Source organism: Winslowiella arboricola (assembly GCF_025527015.1).
Lineage (GTDB): Bacteria > Pseudomonadota > Gammaproteobacteria > Enterobacterales > Enterobacteriaceae > Erwinia > Erwinia arboricola.
Genome location: NZ_JAODIM010000043.1, coordinates 948267 through 964526 on the forward strand (window position 1 = coordinate 948267; position 16260 = coordinate 964526).

Genomic DNA, 16260 nt, shown 5'->3' on the forward strand with positions numbered 1-16260 from the left:
CTCCCCCAAATTTTAAACCTGGCAGCGAAGATGATGAAAACCCACGCGCGCAAGCCACTGGTCACGCTTTCCGCGATTGGTAAAGCGTTTGACGGCAAAGAAATTATCGCCGACTTTAACCTCACCATTAATCATGGCGAGTTTATTACGCTGCTTGGCCCGTCCGGCTGCGGCAAAACCACCATTTTGCGCCTGATTGCCGGGCTGGAAAGCGCCGATCGCGGCGATATCGTGCTGGACAACGAAACCATCACCGATACCCCGGCGGAACATCGCCATATCAATACCGTCTTTCAGAGCTATGCACTGTTTCCGCATATGACGGTATTTGAAAATGTCGCCTTTGGCCTGCGGATGCAGAAAACCCCGGCGGCGGAAATTACCAGCCGGGTCAATGAAGCGCTGGCGATGGTGCAGCTGGATGAATTTTCTCAGCGCCGCCCGCACCAGCTCTCTGGCGGACAACAGCAGCGCGTGGCTATCGCCCGTGCGGTAGTTAACCGGCCGAAAGTATTGCTGCTTGATGAGTCACTGTCGGCGCTGGACTATAAGCTGCGTAAGCAGATGCAGAACGAACTGAAAGCTCTGCAGCGCAAACTGGGCATCACCTTTATCTTTGTTACCCACGATCAGGAAGAGGCGCTGACCATGTCAGACCGCATCGTGGTGATGCGTGACGGACGTATTGAGCAGGACGGCACGCCGCGTGAAATCTATGAAGAGCCGCGCAACCTGTTTGTCGCCCGTTTTATTGGTGAAATTAATGTTTTCGACGCCGAGGCGATTGCCGATCTCGGTAACCAGCGCGTGCGTGCGCGCGTCGAAGGGCGGGAATGCGATATCCAGGTGCCTTTCGCGGTGCAACCCGGCGAGCGGCTGCATGTGTTGCTGCGCCCGGAAGATCTGCGGGTGGAAGAGATCAACGATGACAATACCATTGATGGCCTGATTGGCTATGTGCGCGAGCGCAACTACAAAGGTATGACGCTGGAATCGACCGTCGAGCTGGAAAACGGCAAGCTGGTCACCGTCAGTGAATTCTTTAACGAAGATGATCCTGATTTCGACCACTCGCTGAATCAGAAGATGGCGGTGAACTGGGTTGAAAGCTGGGAAGTGGTGCTGAAAGATGAAAACGACGCGTAATCGCTTACAGAAAGGGGTGATTCTGACCGTTGTCAGCTGGCTGGTGCTGTTTGTCTTTCTGCCCAACCTGATGATTTTCGCCACCAGCTTTCTTACCCGTGATGACAGCAGTTTCGTTAAGCTGGTATTCACCCTCGACAACTATAGCCGCCTTGCCGACCCGCTGTATGCTTCGGTGCTGCTGCACTCGCTGAATATGGCGCTGATCGCCACCCTCTGCTGTCTGCTGCTCGGCTATCCCTTCGCCTGGTGTCTGACCCGCCTGCCTGCGCGTCTGCGTCCGCTGATGCTGTTTCTGCTGATTGTGCCGTTCTGGACCAACTCGCTGATCCGCATTTACGGCCTGAAAATTTTTCTCAGCACCCGCGGCTGGCTGAACGATTTTCTGTTGTGGCTCGGGGTGATCGATAAACCTTTCAGTATTATGTACAGCTCTGAAGCGGTGGTGCTGGGACTGGTCTATATTCTGCTACCGTTTATGGTAATGCCGCTCTACTCCAGCCTGGAAAAGCTGGATAAGCCGTGTCTGGAAGCAGCGCGCGATCTTGGCGCCAGCAAGCTGCAAACCTTTATCCGCATTATTCTGCCGCTAACCATGCCAGGAATTGTCGCCGGTTGTCTGCTGGTGCTGCTGCCGGCAATGGGGCTGTTTTTTGTCTCCGATCTGATGGGCGGCGCGAAAAATCTGCTGATCGGCAATGTGATTAAAAGTCAGTTTCTTAATATCCGCGACTGGCCGTTCGGCGCCGCCACCAGCGTGGTGCTGACACTGATTATGGGACTGATGTTGCTGATTTACTGGCGTGCTGCACGTCTGCTGAATAATAAGGTGGTGCCGGAATGATCGCGCGCTGGTTACGCGGCGGCTTTATGGCCGTTATTTACGCCTGGTTGTATATCCCGATCGGCATTCTGATCATTAACTCGTTTAACGCATCACGCTTCGGCATTAACTGGCAGGGTTTCAGCAGCAAATGGTATAGCCTGCTGCTCAATAACGACAGCCTGATTGAAGCGGCAAAACATTCACTGACCATGGGCGTACTGTCCGCCACCTTCGCTACGCTGATTGGCTCGCTGACGGCAGTAGCGCTCTATCGCTACCGCTTCCGGGGGAAGCCCTTTGTCGGCGGCATGCTGTTTGTGGTGATGATGTCACCGGATATTGTGATGGCCATCTCCCTGCTGGTGCTGTTTATGCTGCTGGGCATTTCCCTTGGTTTCTGGTCGCTGCTGTTTTCCCATATCACCTTCTGCCTGCCGTTTGTGGTGATCACCGTGTTCTCACGCCTGAAAGGCTTTGATGTGCGGATGCTGGAAGCGGCGAAAGATCTGGGCGCCAGCGAGCTGACCATTCTGCGTAAAATCATTCTGCCGCTGGCGCTGCCGGCGGTGGCGGCGGGCTGGTTGCTGAGCTTTACGTTGTCGATGGATGATGTAGTGGTTTCATCGTTTGTCACCGGCCCCAGCTACGAGATTTTACCGCTGAAAATCTATTCGATGGTGAAAGTGGGCGTCTCGCCAGAGGTGAATGCGCTGGCGACTATTCTGATGCTGCTGTCACTGCTGATGGTGGCCGCCAGCCAGCTGTTGCTGCGTGATAAAACCCGTCGGGTGGTTGAGCCTTGACCCCACAGCCCCCTGACATATAATCCCGGCCATAATAAATCGGGGCCTGCAACGGCATGCGGCTCCACCTTTGGGAGTAATGATAATGAAAAGATGGTCACACTGGCTGGCAGCCGGGGCGCTGGCTTTAGGTTTACAGAGCGCGCAGGCGGACGACAGTAAAACTCTCTATTTCTACAACTGGACGGAATATGTACCGCCCGGGCTGCTGGAGCAGTTTACCAAAGAGACTGGCATCAAGGTGATCTACTCCACCTATGAATCCAACGAAAGTATGTATGCCAAACTGAAGACCTATAAAGATGGCGCCTACGATCTGGTGGTGCCATCGACCTACTTCGTCGCCAAAATGCGCAACGAAGGCATGATCCAGAAGATTGATAAAACGAAGCTCAGTAATTTCCATAACCTCGATCCGCTGTTACTGAATAAGTCATTTGATCCCAATAACGACTACTCAATCCCCTATATCTGGGGCGCCACCGCCATTGGTCTGAACAGCGATGAGATTGAGCCGAAAAGCGTTACCCGCTGGGCCGACCTGTGGAAACCTGAATATAAACAGAGCCTGTTGCTGACCGATGATGCGCGTGAAGTGTTCCAGATCGCGCTGCGCAAGCTGGGCTTCTCGGGCAACAGCAAAGATCCGCAACAGATTGAAGCCGCTTATGCCGAGCTGAAAAAGCTGATGCCGAATGTACTGACCTTTAACTCAGATAATCCGGGTAATCCTTATATGGAAGGTGAGGTCAATCTCGGTATGGTGTGGAATGGTTCTGCTTATGTCGCACGTCAGGCAGGCACGCCATTGCAGATCGTCTGGCCGGAAGAAGGCGGTATTTTCTGGATGGACAGTCTGGCTATCCCGGCGAATGCGAAAAACGTCGATGGCGCGCTGAAGCTGATTAACTTCCTGCTGCGCCCGGATGTGGCGGCTCAGGTCGCGGAAACCATCGGTTATCCGACGCCGAATCTGGCGGCGAAAAAGCTGCTGCCAAAAGAGGTTTCCGGCGATCCGTCACTCTATCCGGGTGATGAAGTGATCAAAAAAGGCGAGTGGCAGGATGATGTCGGCGACGCCAGCATTCAATATGAGACGCTGTTCCAGAAGTTAAAAGCGGGACGCTAAGTGAGTGGGCGGCGAGAACGCCGCCCCTGCAAACCAGCGGTATTTCCCGTAGGGGCGGCGTTCTCGCCGCCCGTGTTAATGATTTGCACCTGCCGTAATGACGACGTTCTCGCCGCCCCCGATACTATTTATACAGGCCCAGTAAAAAAGTACGCACATACAGCGGTACCACTTCGCTGGCTAAACCGTATTTCTTCTCTTCAAACTCGCTGCCCACCTGGCTTGGCTCCAGGTTCAGCTCAACGGTATGCGCCCCCTGCAGGCGAGCTTCATGGACAAAACCGGCCGCCGGATAGACATGGCCTGAGGTGCCAATGGCAATAAAGTAGTTAGCCTTTTCAATCGCCTGATAGATCTCTTCCATCTCCAGCGGCATCTCGCCAAACCACACCACATGCGGGCGTAGACGGTTGGGGAACTGACAGCAGTGGCAGCGATCGCCGGGATTAACATCTTCAAGCCATGCAAAAATCTGCCCGCTGCCTGGACAGCGCACTTTCAGCAGCTCGCCGTGCATATGAATCACCCGCTCACTGCCGGCGCGCTCATGCAGGTTATCGATATTCTGCGTCACCAGCAGAAAGTTGTCGCCCAGCGCCGATTCCAGCTCCGCCAGCGCCTGATGCGCGGCATTGGGGTGGATTTCCGGCTGTTGCAGCTGGCGACGACGCGCATTGTAAAATGCCTGCACCTTTTCCGGATCGCGCGCAAAGCCTTCCGGCGTGGCGATATCTTCCACCCGATGCTCTTCCCACAAACCATCATGGGCGCGGAAAGTACGGATCCCGGATTCAGCGGAAATCCCCGCTCCGGTCAGGATCACCACACGCGGCAGCGGATGGGCCAGCAGTTCCGCGGTGCGGTCGCGCTCAAAAATGCGCTGGCGAAAACGTTGATGGATCTGGCGCTTAGTCTTCTTGTAGCGTGCGAGTCGCAGTCGGCGACGGGGTGTGCGCATAAAAGCTCCTTTAGTTACCTGAGGTGGAGGAAAGCGGCGCCGCGCATTCCTCCGGCATCTCCATGACGGGCTTTGGCGAAACGAGGCGTTTTGGCCACCGGTAACAGGTACTTCGCCACACGCTGTTCCAGCCCTTCATAAAGTGCATCGAAATTAGAAAGTCCCCCACCCAGCACCACCAGATGCGGATCGATCAGCGTCAGCAGATTGCCAAGGCATACTGCCAGCAGCTCGCGATATCGCCCGGTGTGGGCCAGCGCCTGCTGATCTCCCTGATAATAACGGGTGATGATGTCAGGCGCACTGAGAGTCTGCTGATACTGCTGCTGCCAGAGCCAGGCAAAGCCGGTTCCGGAGAGATAAGATTCAATACAGCCGCGCTTGCCGCAGCCACACTGTTGCAAGGGGATATCACGCCCCAGCACCTCAAGGGCATCAACCGGTAAACGCAGATGACCAAATTCGCCGGTGATAAAATTGCGGCCGGTGACCGGTTTGCCATCGACAATTAACCCGCCGCCAACGCCGGTGCCGAGGATCAGGCCAAACACCACCGGATAAGCCTGGAATTCATCGTCCCAGGCTTCGGAGAGGGCAAAACAGTTGGCGTCGTTGTCGATACGCACTTCACGTTGCAGGCGCTGCGACAGGTCGGCACACAGCGTCTTACCACGCGCAGCGGGCACGTTGGCGGTAAACAGTGTGCCATCATCCGGCACCGGCAAGCCCGGCACACCAATGCCGACACTGCCCTGTTCTCCCGTGCGTTGATCGGCCTCGCGCACCAGCTGCTCCAGCACCGCCAGCAGTTGCGGATAATCATCACGCGGCGTGGGCACGCGCGTGCTCCAGACCTGGCGCCGCTGCGCGTCATACACACCGAGGGCGATTTTGCTGCCGCCCATATCGAGGCCATAGTACATGTGCTTACCCGTTTCCCTTACCTGCGGTACCCATCATCGCCGCCCGCCGTTACTGCCCGCTAAGCACGCGTGCCGGATCGATACGGCTGGCGCGCCGCGCCGGATACCAGCTTGCCACCAGACTCAGCACAATCGCCGTCGCCAGCACCGAAATCACATCCAGCCAGTGCAGTTCTGACGGCAGAAAGTCGATAAAGTAGATATCACCTGACAGGAACTGATGACCAAGCAGGGTTTCAATGCCACGGATCAACGGCGTAAGATTTAACGCCGCCAGCACGCCGACCACCACGCCGCTGACGCTGCCGAGTAAACCGGCCATCAATCCGTACCAGACAAAGATAGCGCGGATCAGCCCATCTTTCGCCCCGAGGGTTCGCAGCACGGCAATATCGCTGCTCTTATCCTTGACCGCCATCACTAACGTCGACACGATATTGAAGCAGGCCACGCCGATCACCAGCACCATCGCCAGATACATAATCGCGCGGATCATCTGGATATCACGATACATATAGCCATAAGTACCGACCCAGCTGCGGATATAAACATAGGATTGCGTCACCTGCCCGGCATCGCGTACCAGCTTATTGGCGCTAAAAGGATCGTTAACTTTAATCGCAATACCGGTGACATTATCACCCATGGTCAGATACTGCTGGGCATCGGCCAGCGGCACCATCGCCAGGCTGTGATCCAGCATGCCGCTAAGCTGCAGTATCCCGCTAACTTGCAGGCGGACACGCTTTGGCTGCAACAGTTTATGTTCGGTATCACTGTTGGGGATCATAATCGTCAGCCAGTCGCCCTGCTTCAGATTCAGCGATTTCGCTACGCCGCTGCCGATAATCACCTGCTGCTTGCCCGGGGTAAAACTCGACCAGGCGTTGTTCTGGACAAATTTCGGTAGCGCGCTCAGGCGGGTTTCCAGCTGCGGATCCACCCCTTTCACCTGAATCGCCTGCAGTTTAGCGCCGCTTTCAATCAGGCCGGTGAAGTTGATATAGGGTGCGGCGGCAGCAATGCCTGGCACTTTTTCAATGCGCGGCAACATCGCCTGCCAGCCGGTCATCGGCTGATTTACCGGCTCAATCTCGCCGTGGGGCACCACCGCCAGAATGCGGTTATTCAGCTCGCGCTCAAAGCCATTCATCGCGCTCAGCCCGACAATCAGCACCGCCACGCCGAGCGCGATACCGACAGTAGAGATCACCGAAATCAGCGACACCATGCCGCCACGGCGGCGGCCACGACTAAAGCGTAATCCCAGTAACAGGGATAAAGAAGAAGCCATTACACCGCTCCTGCCAGCGTCAGTTCACCAGTCAGCTGACCATCGCGCATCTCCATCTGGCGCTTCAGGCGTTTCGCCAGATGCAGATCGTGGGTTACCACCAGAAACGCGGTGCCCTGGCGCACATTGAGTTCACCCAGCAGATCAAAAATGGCGTCCGCGTTGCGCGCATCCAGGTTTCCGGTCGGTTCATCCGCCAGCACCAGCCGCGGATTATTGACCAGCGCACGGGCGATCGCCACGCGCTGACGCTCACCGCCGGAAAGCTCAGAAGGACGATGCGTCGCACGCTTCTCCAGCCCGACCGCCGCTAACATTGCGTGCGCTTTCTCCTGCGCTTCGCTTTTATGCACCTTGCCAATCAGCAGCGGCATCGCCACATTTTCCAGCGCAGTGAAGTCCGGTAGCAGATGGTGGAACTGATAGATAAAGCCCAGCTCGCGGTTACGCAGTTCTGCTTTCGCCGATGAAGATAAGCTGTTCAGCGATTTACCGTTAAACACCACTTCGCCGGAGGTAGGAGAATCCAGCCCACCCAGCAGATGCATCAGGGTACTTTTGCCAGAGCCGGAGCTGCCGACAATCGCCATCATTTCGCCCGGCTCAATGCTAAAAGAGACATTGCGCAGTACATCTGTCTGCACGCTGCCTTCCTGATAGCGTTTGCACAGATCGTTACACTGCAACAGGATCGAATTACTCATAGCGTAAAGCCTCAGCGGGTTGTACGGCGGCAGCGCGCCAGGAAGGATAAAGCGTCGACAGCAGCGCCACCGCCATCGCGGTAAAGGCAATCGCCACCACCTGCCATGGCGAAATCGCCACCGGCAGCGCCGCGCCATCAAGGAACAGGCCAATTACGGGCATCAGATTATTGAGCTGGCTGGCCAGCAGCACGCCAAACAAGGCGCCCAGCAGCGCACCGATAATGCCCGCGCTGGCACCCTGCACCATAAACACCAGCATAATCTGCCGGCGCGTCAGGCCCTGGGTTTGCAGAATCGCCACTTCACCCTGCTTCTCCATAATCAGCAAGCCAAGTGAGGTGATAATATTAAATGCCGCGACCGCCACAATCAGACTCAGCAGCAGACCCATCATATTTTTTTCCATACGTACGGCCTGGAACAGCTCGCCTTTACGCTCGCGCCAGTCTTTCCATACCATACCTTGCGGCAGCGTTTGCTGGCTGAGGGTATCAACGCTGAGCGGCTCATTCAGCCACAAACGCCAGCCGGTGATATTGCCCGCCGGATAACGCATCAGGCGTGACGCATCCTGCTGATTAACCAGAATCTGGTAACCATCGACTTCGCTGTTGGCGGCAAAAGTACCGATAATATTGAACAGGCGCTGACTCGGCACGCGCCCCATTGGGGTGAACTGGCTGGCGGAAGGCACCATCAGACGCAGGGAGTCACCGCGCTTAACGCCCAGCTGTCCGGCCAGCTGCTCGCCGAGGATAACGTTATATTTTCCGCTTTGCAGATCGGACTGCTTAACGTTGACCAGATATGGCGTCAGCGGATCCTGCTCTTGTGGATCCACGCCGAGCATCACCCCGACCGCCACGCTGCGTGCGCTCTGCAGCACCACATCGCCGGTGGTCAGCGGCGCAACGCGGCTGACGCCCTGTAATTTCAGACTGTCGGCGCTGACCTGCTGCGGATTAATCGATCCTTTATCGCTGGTGACCAGCGCTTGCGGCATCAGACCAAGAATATTGTTTTCCAGCTCACGCTCAAAACCGTTCATTACCGACAATACGGTAACCAGCGCCAGTACCCCCAGCGTAATGCCGATGGTGGAGAGCCAGGAAACAAACCGTCCAAAGCGGTCTGAGGCGCGTCCGCGCATGTAGCGCAGACCAATAAATAGGGCAACAGGTTGATACATGTAATCCGTCTTGTGCGCTTGCTGAGGCAAAGTGATCAGGGATGATAAAGGAGCGGCTCGCTTTATGGAACCTCTAAGCCTCTGAGTCTGCGGCAAAGGCTGTAAAGATCGTGCTGACAGCTGCCTGAATGCGTAAAAAAGCAGCAGCCATACTGCTTTAAGCGGTTAACGGGCCAGCCTGCATGCGACGTAAACTATACTGACAGTATGTGGCCTGAGTATTACTGCCGTTTTAACGGCGCTGGAGTGGTACGATGTTCAGATATCCCAAAGGCAGTATCGTTAAACATAAATCCGGTGAAATCAGAGGCGAAGTGGTGAATGTGTTTGAACAGGGAGATTCGCCAACCGGTTACTACGTCAAATGGGATGACGGCAATCACAGCTATCATGTCGAGCAGGAATTGTGCTGGGCCAATATCGATCGGCCAAAAATGCATTACACTCGTCAGTCGACTAAGTGACGCGGTTACCCTGCTGAATTAGCCGCACAAAAATCCGTTCGCGATCAGGTGCACCCTGCCGCGTTCTGTGAAATCATTACGCCATATGGATCATTAAGAGAACGTCGAACCGACTATGCCAGAACAGACTCGCTATTCCCTGCCTGTGAAAGCCGGCGATCGCTCCCTGCTTGGGCAGCTGACCGGCGCGGCTTGTGCCGTTGAGTGCGCTGAAATCATTGAACGTCATCGTGGACCGGTGATGTTAATTGCACCTGATATGCAAAATGCCCTGCGCTTACAGGATGAAATTCAGCAGTTTACCGACCAGCCGGTCACCAGCCTTGCCGACTGGGAAACGCTGCCTTTTGACAGCTTTTCGCCGCACCAGGAAATTATCTCCTCGCGCCTGTCGACCCTGTATCAGCTGCCGACGCTGCAACGCGGTGTACTGATCCTGCCGGTTAATACCCTGATGCAGCGCGTCTGCCCGCACAGTTTTTTGCACGGCCACGCGCTGGTGATGCAGAAAGGTCAGCATCTGTCGCGCGATACCCTGCGCAGTCAGCTGGAGCAGGCCGGTTATCGCAGCGTCGACCAGGTGATGGCCCACGGCGAGTATGCCACCCGCGGCGCCCTGCTTGATCTCTACCCGATGGGTAGCGAACAGCCGTACCGTATTGATTTCTTTGATGATGAAATCGACAGCCTGCGCCTGTTTGATGTTGACACGCAGCGGACGCTGGAAGAAGTGGCGGCGATTAATCTGCTGCCCGCCCACGAATTCCCCACCGATAAAGCCGCCATCGAACTGTTCCGCAGCCAGTGGCGCGAACAGTTCGACGTCAGACGTGAACCCGAGCATATTTATCAGCAGGTCAGCAAAGGCACGTTGCCGGCCGGCATTGAATACTGGCAGCCGCTGTTTTTCGATCAGCCGCTGCCTGCGCTGTTCAGCTATCTGCCGGATAATACGCTGGTAGTGAATACCGGCGATCTGGAAAGCAGCGCCGACCGCTTCTGGCTGGACGTCACCTCGCGTTATGAAAACCGCCGGGTGGACCCGATGCGCCCGCTGCTGGCGCCGGAAAAACTGTGGCTGCGTATCGACGAGCTGTTTAGCGAACTGAAAAAGTGGCCGCGCGTGCAGCTCAGCAGCGACGTGCTGGCAGATAAAGCCGCCCATACCAATCTTAACTATCAGCCGCTGCCGGATTTGGCGGTGCAGGCACAGGCGAAAGCCCCGCTGGATAATCTGCGTCACTTCCTTGAAAACTTTGATGGCCCGGTCATCTTCTCAGTTGAGAGTGAAGGCCGCCGTGAAACCCTGCAGGAGCTGCTGGCACGAATCAAAGTGCAGCCAAAAACCATTTCCCGTCTCGATCAGGCCAGCGAAACCGGCCACTATCTGATTGTTGGCGCCAGCGAACGCGGCTTTATTGATGGCCTGCGTCAGCGCGCGCTGATTTGCGAAAGTGATCTGCTGGGTGAGCGCGTGACCCGCCGCCGTCAGGACAGCCGCCGCACCATTAACCCGGATGTCCTGATCCGTAACCTTGCCGAGCTGCATCCCGGACAGCCGGTGGTGCATCTGGAGCATGGCGTCGGTCGCTATATCGGCCTGACCACGCTGGAAACCGGTGGCATCACCGCTGAATACCTGATGCTGGCCTATGCCAACGATGCCAGGCTCTATGTGCCGGTTTCGTCACTGCATCTGATAAGCCGCTATGCCGGTGGCGCCGACGAAAATGCGCCGCTGCATAAACTGGGCAGTGATGCCTGGTCACGCGCGCGACAGAAAGCTGCGGAGAAAGTGCGCGACGTGGCGGCCGAGCTGCTGGATATTTATGCCCAGCGCGCCGCCAAAACCGGTTTTGCCTTTAAACATAACCGCGAGCAGTATCAGCTGTTCTGTGAAAGCTTCCCGTTCGATACCACGCCGGATCAGGCGCAGGCGATTAATGCGGTGCTCAGTGATATGTGCCAGCCACTGGCGATGGATCGTCTGGTATGCGGTGATGTCGGTTTTGGTAAAACCGAAGTGGCGATGCGTGCCGCATTCCTTGCGGTCGAGAACCATAAGCAGGTTGCGGTATTAGTGCCGACCACCCTGCTGGCGCAGCAGCACTTTGATAACTTCCGTGACCGCTTTGCCAACTGGCCGGTGCGGATTGAAATGCTTTCCCGTTTTCGTACTGCTAAAGAACAGGCTCAGATCCTCGAGCAGGCCGCCGAAGGCAAGATTGATATTCTGATCGGTACCCACAAGCTGCTGCAAACCGAAATTAAATGGCGCGATTTGGGTCTGCTGATTGTCGATGAAGAGCACCGCTTTGGTGTGCGCCATAAAGAGCGAATTAAAGCGATGCGCGCCGATGTTGATATTCTGACCCTGACCGCGACGCCAATCCCGCGCACGCTGAATATGGCGATGAGCGGTATGCGCGATCTGTCGATTATTGCCACCCCTCCGGCGCGTCGTCTGGCAGTGAAAACCTTTGTGCGTCAGTATGACGACCTGGTGGTACGCGAAGCGATTCTGCGTGAGGTGCTGCGTGGTGGCCAGGTATACTACCTGTATAACGACGTGGAAAATATCGAAAAAGCCGCGCAACGCCTGGCGGAACTGGTGCCGGAAGCCCGCGTCGCCATCGGCCATGGTCAGATGCGTGAGCGCGAGCTGGAACGGGTGATGAATGATTTCCACCACCAGCGTTTCAATGTACTGGTCTGTACCACTATCATTGAAACCGGTATCGATATCGCCACCGCCAATACCATTATTATTGAACGTGCCGACCACTTTGGTCTGGCGCAGCTGCATCAGCTGCGTGGCCGTGTTGGCCGTTCGCATCATCAGGCTTATGCCTGGCTGTTGACGCCGCATCCAAAGGCGATGACCACCGATGCACACAAGCGTCTGGAAGCTATCGCCTCGCTGGAAGATCTCGGCGCGGGCTTTGCGCTGGCAACCCACGATCTGGAAATTCGTGGCGCCGGTGAGTTGCTGGGCGAAGACCAGAGCGGGCAGATGGAAACCATCGGCTTCTCGCTGTATATGGAGCTGCTGGAAAATGCCGTCGACGCGCTGAAAGAGGGACGCGAACCGTCGCTGGAGGATCTGACCAGCAATCAGACCGATATCGAACTGCGTATGCCTGCCCTGCTGCCAGATGACTTTATTCCTGACGTTAATACCCGCCTGTCGTTCTACAAGCGTATCGCCAGTGCGCAGAGTGAAGGCGAGCTGGATGAGTTAAAAGTTGAGCTGATTGACCGCTTTGGTTTGCTGCCGGATGCGGCGCGCAATCTGCTGGATATTGCCGCGCTGCGTCTGGTGGCGCAGAAACTGGGCGTTCGTCGCATCGATGGCAGTGAAAAAGGCGGATTTATTGAGTTCGCTGAAAAAAACCGCGTCGATCCCGGCTGGCTGATTGGTCTGCTGCAAAAAGAGCCGCAGCACTGGCGGCTGGATGGGCCAACGCGCCTGAAGTTTATCCGTGAACTGGGCGATCGCAAGCTGCGTATGAAGTGGGTACGTGATTTTATGGCTCAGCTGCTGGAGAATGCGGCCTGATATTTTATCCCGACAGGGGAAGCAACAATGGTTATCGCTGATTGTTGCTTCCTGCTGTAATTAAATTTTTTCGCTTGCGCGCGTTAGTTATCAACCCGCATCACGGGAATATATTCTCTGGCACAGATATCACATTTAAACACTATATTTTCAGCGGGATGTTCCCGCATCGCTTGCCGACGTATTGTCTCCTGTTGGGTGGCCCGATTACATTCCAGCACTTGTTCGAGGGTTGCCGGAACCATTTTCCCTGAGATACGCGCCTCGTGGATAAGACGCATCCTTGCTCCAAGTTTGTCTATTGCTGCCTGCATTTCTGCAGGACGTTCCTGTATAGCTTTGCGGCGTGCGTAAGACATTTCCTCTCCTGTAGGGTTCAAGACCGATTTCTAATGTGATTCCCTTCCCAAGTCTTTTACTGGCTAACCGCCGGTATATAGCAGCAACCTCATCATTAACTGGAAGATACATATACATGCCACCCTGGAACTGCTTGTAGTGATCAATAATTATATTTTCAACAATGCGAAATACCTGAATCGCATTTACCCTTCCCAGTACAGGGGGGTGGTAATGAGTGCCCTTTCTGGCGTTTTCGGCTATATCAAATGTAACTTCCCAGCATCCTTTATTACTAAATATAAAGTTATCCGGAAAAATTAATGTTGAGTCAATTAAATTATCCGACGATAGCTTTTGGAAAGTTATTTCATACTCCACCCCATTAGAAAAAAATGTTGCGGCATGAACTATCGAAAATTGGTTGATATGGTGAATGATAAATTTTGTCATATGAATAGCCTAAATTCCTTTTCAACTATGCTGCTGATTTTTCTGTCTCGATAATATCCGATTTTTATTTTGCAATAGTGCCATTTTATGTAAATACGCCGTGATCCACGCCAACTTTTGCAAATGCAAAAAAAAATCCGTTTGCACATTGGTGCTTACGGATTTTTATTTAATTAACCGGTCCTGTAACAGGATGATCTTAATCTTCGCCTGCTCAGGCCTGATTATTCAGCACCAGCTGGCCTTTATTATCCAGCGGAATACGGGTGCCGGGATCATTCTCCATACGGATTTTTCCCTGCTGGTCGCCAATTTTATAGGTTACGTCGTAACCCAGCATTTTTTCCTGCTTATCGTAGACCGTTTTACAGCGCTGTTCGCTGGTGGTGTAGGTATCACGCTCCTGCATTGCACCCTGCACCTGGTTGCCGCCGTAGCCGCCTGCCAGTGCGCCCGCAACGGTCGCCACATCCTTACCGCGTCCGCCACCAAACTGGTGACCCAGCACGCCACCCGCTACCGCCCCCAGTACGGAACCGGTTATGCGGTTCTCATCCTGTACCGGACGACGGTGGGTCAGTGTGACATTACGGCACTCCTGACGCGGATTTTTAATGGTTTCTTTAATTGGTGTTGCGGAGAGCACCTGAGCATATTGCGGGCCGCTGCTAAAGACGTTCATACCTGCAACGGCGGCAACACCTAATGCCGCTGCCACGCCAATACCTATACCCGCTAACATTGATTTATTCACAGGAAATCCTCCTGAATTGTTACCGCGCATCTATTGCCACTGCCAGTTCCTTTGCAGCTTTGGCATTCCCGGCGTGCGCGACGCGCCGTGGTCATTAACCTGAAGTTTGCAGAAAGTAACGAAACGCGACAATCAGACAAGCGGACGAAAGCGATAAGAAAAACCTTTTCAGAGTGTTCTTATCTGGCTGGTTTGCACGGCGTTTCAGAGGATAAAGTGATGGTGACAGGGTAACAGGATGCAGTTAATCGATTGAAATGGCGGGGATTGCCCCCGCCACTGGTGCTTAGTGCAGCTTCAGACGCGGGCGGATCACCCGGTTGATACTTCCCACCAGCATCATCAGGCCGGTTTTGAAGTAGCCATGCAATGCAATCTGGTGCATACGGTACAGGGAGATATAGACGAAGCGGGCAATACGCCCTTCAATCATCATCGAGCCGCGCATCAGATTACCCATCAGGCTACCGACGGTAGTAAAGCGTGACAATGAAACCAGTGAACCGTGATCTTTATAGACGTAGGGTTTCAGTGGCTGGCCTTTGATCTGCGCCAGAATATTGCCCAGTACCCGCGAGGCCATCTGATGCGCCGACTGCGCACGCGGCGGTACAAAGCCACCACCCGGCAGCGCGCAGGAAGCACAGTCACCGATGGCGAAGATATTCTCATCGCGGGTGGTCTGTAAGTTTTCGTTCACCACCAGCTGATTAATACGGTTGGTTTCCAGCCCACCCAGCTCTTTCATAAAATCTGGCGCTTTAATACCGGCTGCCCACACCATCAGGTCGGCTTCAATAAACTCACCGGATTTGGTATTCAGGCCCTTAGCATCAGCACTGGTCACCATGGTTTGGGTTAATACCCGCACGCCCAGCTTCGTCAGTTCCTGATGCGCCGCTGCGGAGATGCGCGGCGGCAGCGCCGGCAGAATGCGCTCACCAGCTTCTACCAGCGTCACGTTCAGTGCGGAGTTATCCAGCCCTTTATAGCCATAACTGTGCAGCTGCTTCACCGCATTATGCAGTTCAGCGGAAAGCTCTACGCCGGTGGCGCCGCCGCCGACGATGGCGATATTGACCGTATCATTTGCCCCTTCGTTCGAGGAGAACTTCAGGAACAGATTGAGCATTTCGTTATGGAAACGACGTGCCTGGCCTGGGTTGTCGAGGAAGATGCAGTGATCTTTCACCCCCGCAGTACCAAAGTCATTCGAGGTACTGCCCAGCGCCATTACCAGCGTGTCATATGCCAGCTCACGCTCCGGCACCAGCAAATCGCCCTGCGCATCACGGATTTCAGCCAACTGCAGAGATTTGGATTCACGATCGAGGTTGGTCACCGTTCCCAGCTGGAACTGGAAATGATGGTTACGGGCATGCGCCAGATAGCTTAGCGCATCAATACCTTCATCGAGAGAACCGGTTGCCACTTCATGCAGCAACGGTTTCCATAAATGACTATGATTACGGTCAACCAGCGTAATTTCCGCTTTATTCTTACGGCCCAGTTTGTGACCCAGCTGGGTAGCCAGCTCAAGTCCTCCTGCGCCGCCACCTACGATGACAATTTTCTTTATTGGTGTAGTCAAAAGACCCCCTCAAATGTGAACCAATCGTTAACTAAAGGTTAAAATAATATCCTTAGTAAACATAGGGTTGGCGAACTTAAATCGCTATCTGAAGGCAGGATAACATGGCGGGGTAAGCAGGTCAT

At 54.8% G+C, this 16260-nt stretch carries 14 protein-coding genes; 6 read left to right on the plus strand and 8 right to left on the minus strand.

Going from position 1 to position 16260, the window contains the following annotated elements; genetic code table 11:
• The first annotated feature begins 30 nt into the window (after nt 1-30).
• From potA to potD, 4 genes are all read left to right on the plus strand, one after another.
• Nucleotides 31-1146: a spermidine/putrescine ABC transporter ATP-binding protein PotA gene (gene potA / locus N5923_RS21885; RefSeq protein WP_267143974.1), complete on the plus strand. Its 1116-nt coding sequence runs from the start codon at nt 31-33 to the stop codon at nt 1144-1146.
• Nucleotides 1130-1990 carry a spermidine/putrescine ABC transporter permease PotB gene (gene potB / locus N5923_RS21890; protein WP_267143973.1) on the plus strand — a complete coding sequence of 287 codons (861 nt, stop codon included), beginning with the start codon at nt 1130-1132 and terminating at the stop codon, nt 1988-1990. Before potA ends, potB begins: the two co-directional genes overlap by 17 nt.
• Entirely contained in the window at nt 1987-2775 is a 789-nt protein-coding gene (gene potC / locus N5923_RS21895; RefSeq protein WP_267143972.1) for a spermidine/putrescine ABC transporter permease PotC, read from the plus strand. The genes potB and potC overlap by 4 nt, the downstream gene beginning before the upstream one ends.
• An 85-nt stretch (nt 2776-2860) precedes the next feature.
• Complete coding sequence (gene potD, locus N5923_RS21900) at nt 2861-3904, plus strand: spermidine/putrescine ABC transporter substrate-binding protein PotD (protein ID WP_267143971.1); 1044 nt, start codon at nt 2861-2863, stop codon at nt 3902-3904.
• Nucleotides 3905-4028: 124 nt separating this feature from the next.
• On the opposite strand, the gene cobB is transcribed toward potD, so the two are convergent.
• Genes cobB through lolC form a run of 5 tightly spaced genes read right to left on the minus strand, consistent with a single transcriptional unit; the run spans nt 4029 to nt 8975 of the window.
• Nucleotides 4029-4862, minus strand: coding sequence for a Sir2 family NAD+-dependent deacetylase (gene cobB, locus N5923_RS21905; RefSeq protein WP_267143970.1), 834 nt, complete (start codon nt 4860-4862; stop codon nt 4029-4031).
• A 14-nt stretch (nt 4863-4876) separates the two neighbouring features.
• Nucleotides 4877-5785, minus strand: a complete 909-nt coding sequence (gene nagK, locus N5923_RS21910; RefSeq protein ID WP_267143969.1) for an N-acetylglucosamine kinase — start codon at nt 5783-5785, stop codon at nt 4877-4879.
• A gap of 49 nt (nt 5786-5834) precedes the next feature.
• On the minus strand, nt 5835-7079 hold the full coding sequence (gene lolE / locus N5923_RS21915) for a lipoprotein-releasing ABC transporter permease subunit LolE (RefSeq protein ID WP_267143968.1): 1245 nt from the start codon (nt 7077-7079) through the stop codon (nt 5835-5837).
• Complete coding sequence (lolD, locus tag N5923_RS21920; RefSeq protein WP_267143967.1) at nt 7079-7783, minus strand: lipoprotein-releasing ABC transporter ATP-binding protein LolD; 705 nt, start codon at nt 7781-7783, stop codon at nt 7079-7081. The genes lolE and lolD overlap by 1 nt, the downstream gene beginning before the upstream one ends.
• Nucleotides 7776-8975, minus strand: coding sequence for a lipoprotein-releasing ABC transporter permease subunit LolC (lolC, locus tag N5923_RS21925; RefSeq protein WP_267143966.1), 1200 nt, complete (start codon nt 8973-8975; stop codon nt 7776-7778). Before lolC ends, lolD begins: the two co-directional genes overlap by 8 nt.
• Before the next feature lie 254 nt (nt 8976-9229).
• Here lolC and N5923_RS21930 point away from each other — a divergent pair, with 254 nt between their 5' ends.
• Complete coding sequence (locus tag N5923_RS21930) at nt 9230-9439, plus strand: hypothetical protein (protein ID WP_267143965.1); 210 nt, start codon at nt 9230-9232, stop codon at nt 9437-9439.
• A gap of 115 nt (nt 9440-9554) precedes the next feature.
• Entirely contained in the window at nt 9555-12998 is a 3444-nt protein-coding gene (gene mfd, locus N5923_RS21935) for a transcription-repair coupling factor (protein ID WP_267143964.1), read from the plus strand.
• A 207-nt stretch (nt 12999-13205) separates the two neighbouring features.
• Here the strand turns inward: mfd and N5923_RS21940 are convergent, their stop codons facing one another.
• From N5923_RS21940 to N5923_RS21950, 3 genes are all read right to left on the minus strand, one after another.
• The gene (locus N5923_RS21940) at nt 13206-13790 is read right to left on the minus strand and encodes a hypothetical protein (protein ID WP_267143963.1); all 585 of its coding nucleotides are present in this window, start codon (nt 13788-13790) and stop codon (nt 13206-13208) included.
• A 214-nt stretch (nt 13791-14004) separates the two neighbouring features.
• Nucleotides 14005-14544 (minus strand): glycine zipper 2TM domain-containing protein, encoded by a 540-nt coding sequence (locus N5923_RS21945; protein ID WP_267143962.1) that lies wholly within the window; start codon nt 14542-14544, stop codon nt 14005-14007.
• A gap of 286 nt (nt 14545-14830) precedes the next feature.
• A complete protein-coding gene (locus N5923_RS21950) occupies nt 14831-16135 on the minus strand; it encodes an NAD(P)/FAD-dependent oxidoreductase (protein WP_267143961.1) in 1305 nt (434 codons plus the stop codon).
• Between the last annotated feature and the right edge of the window lie 125 nt (nt 16136-16260).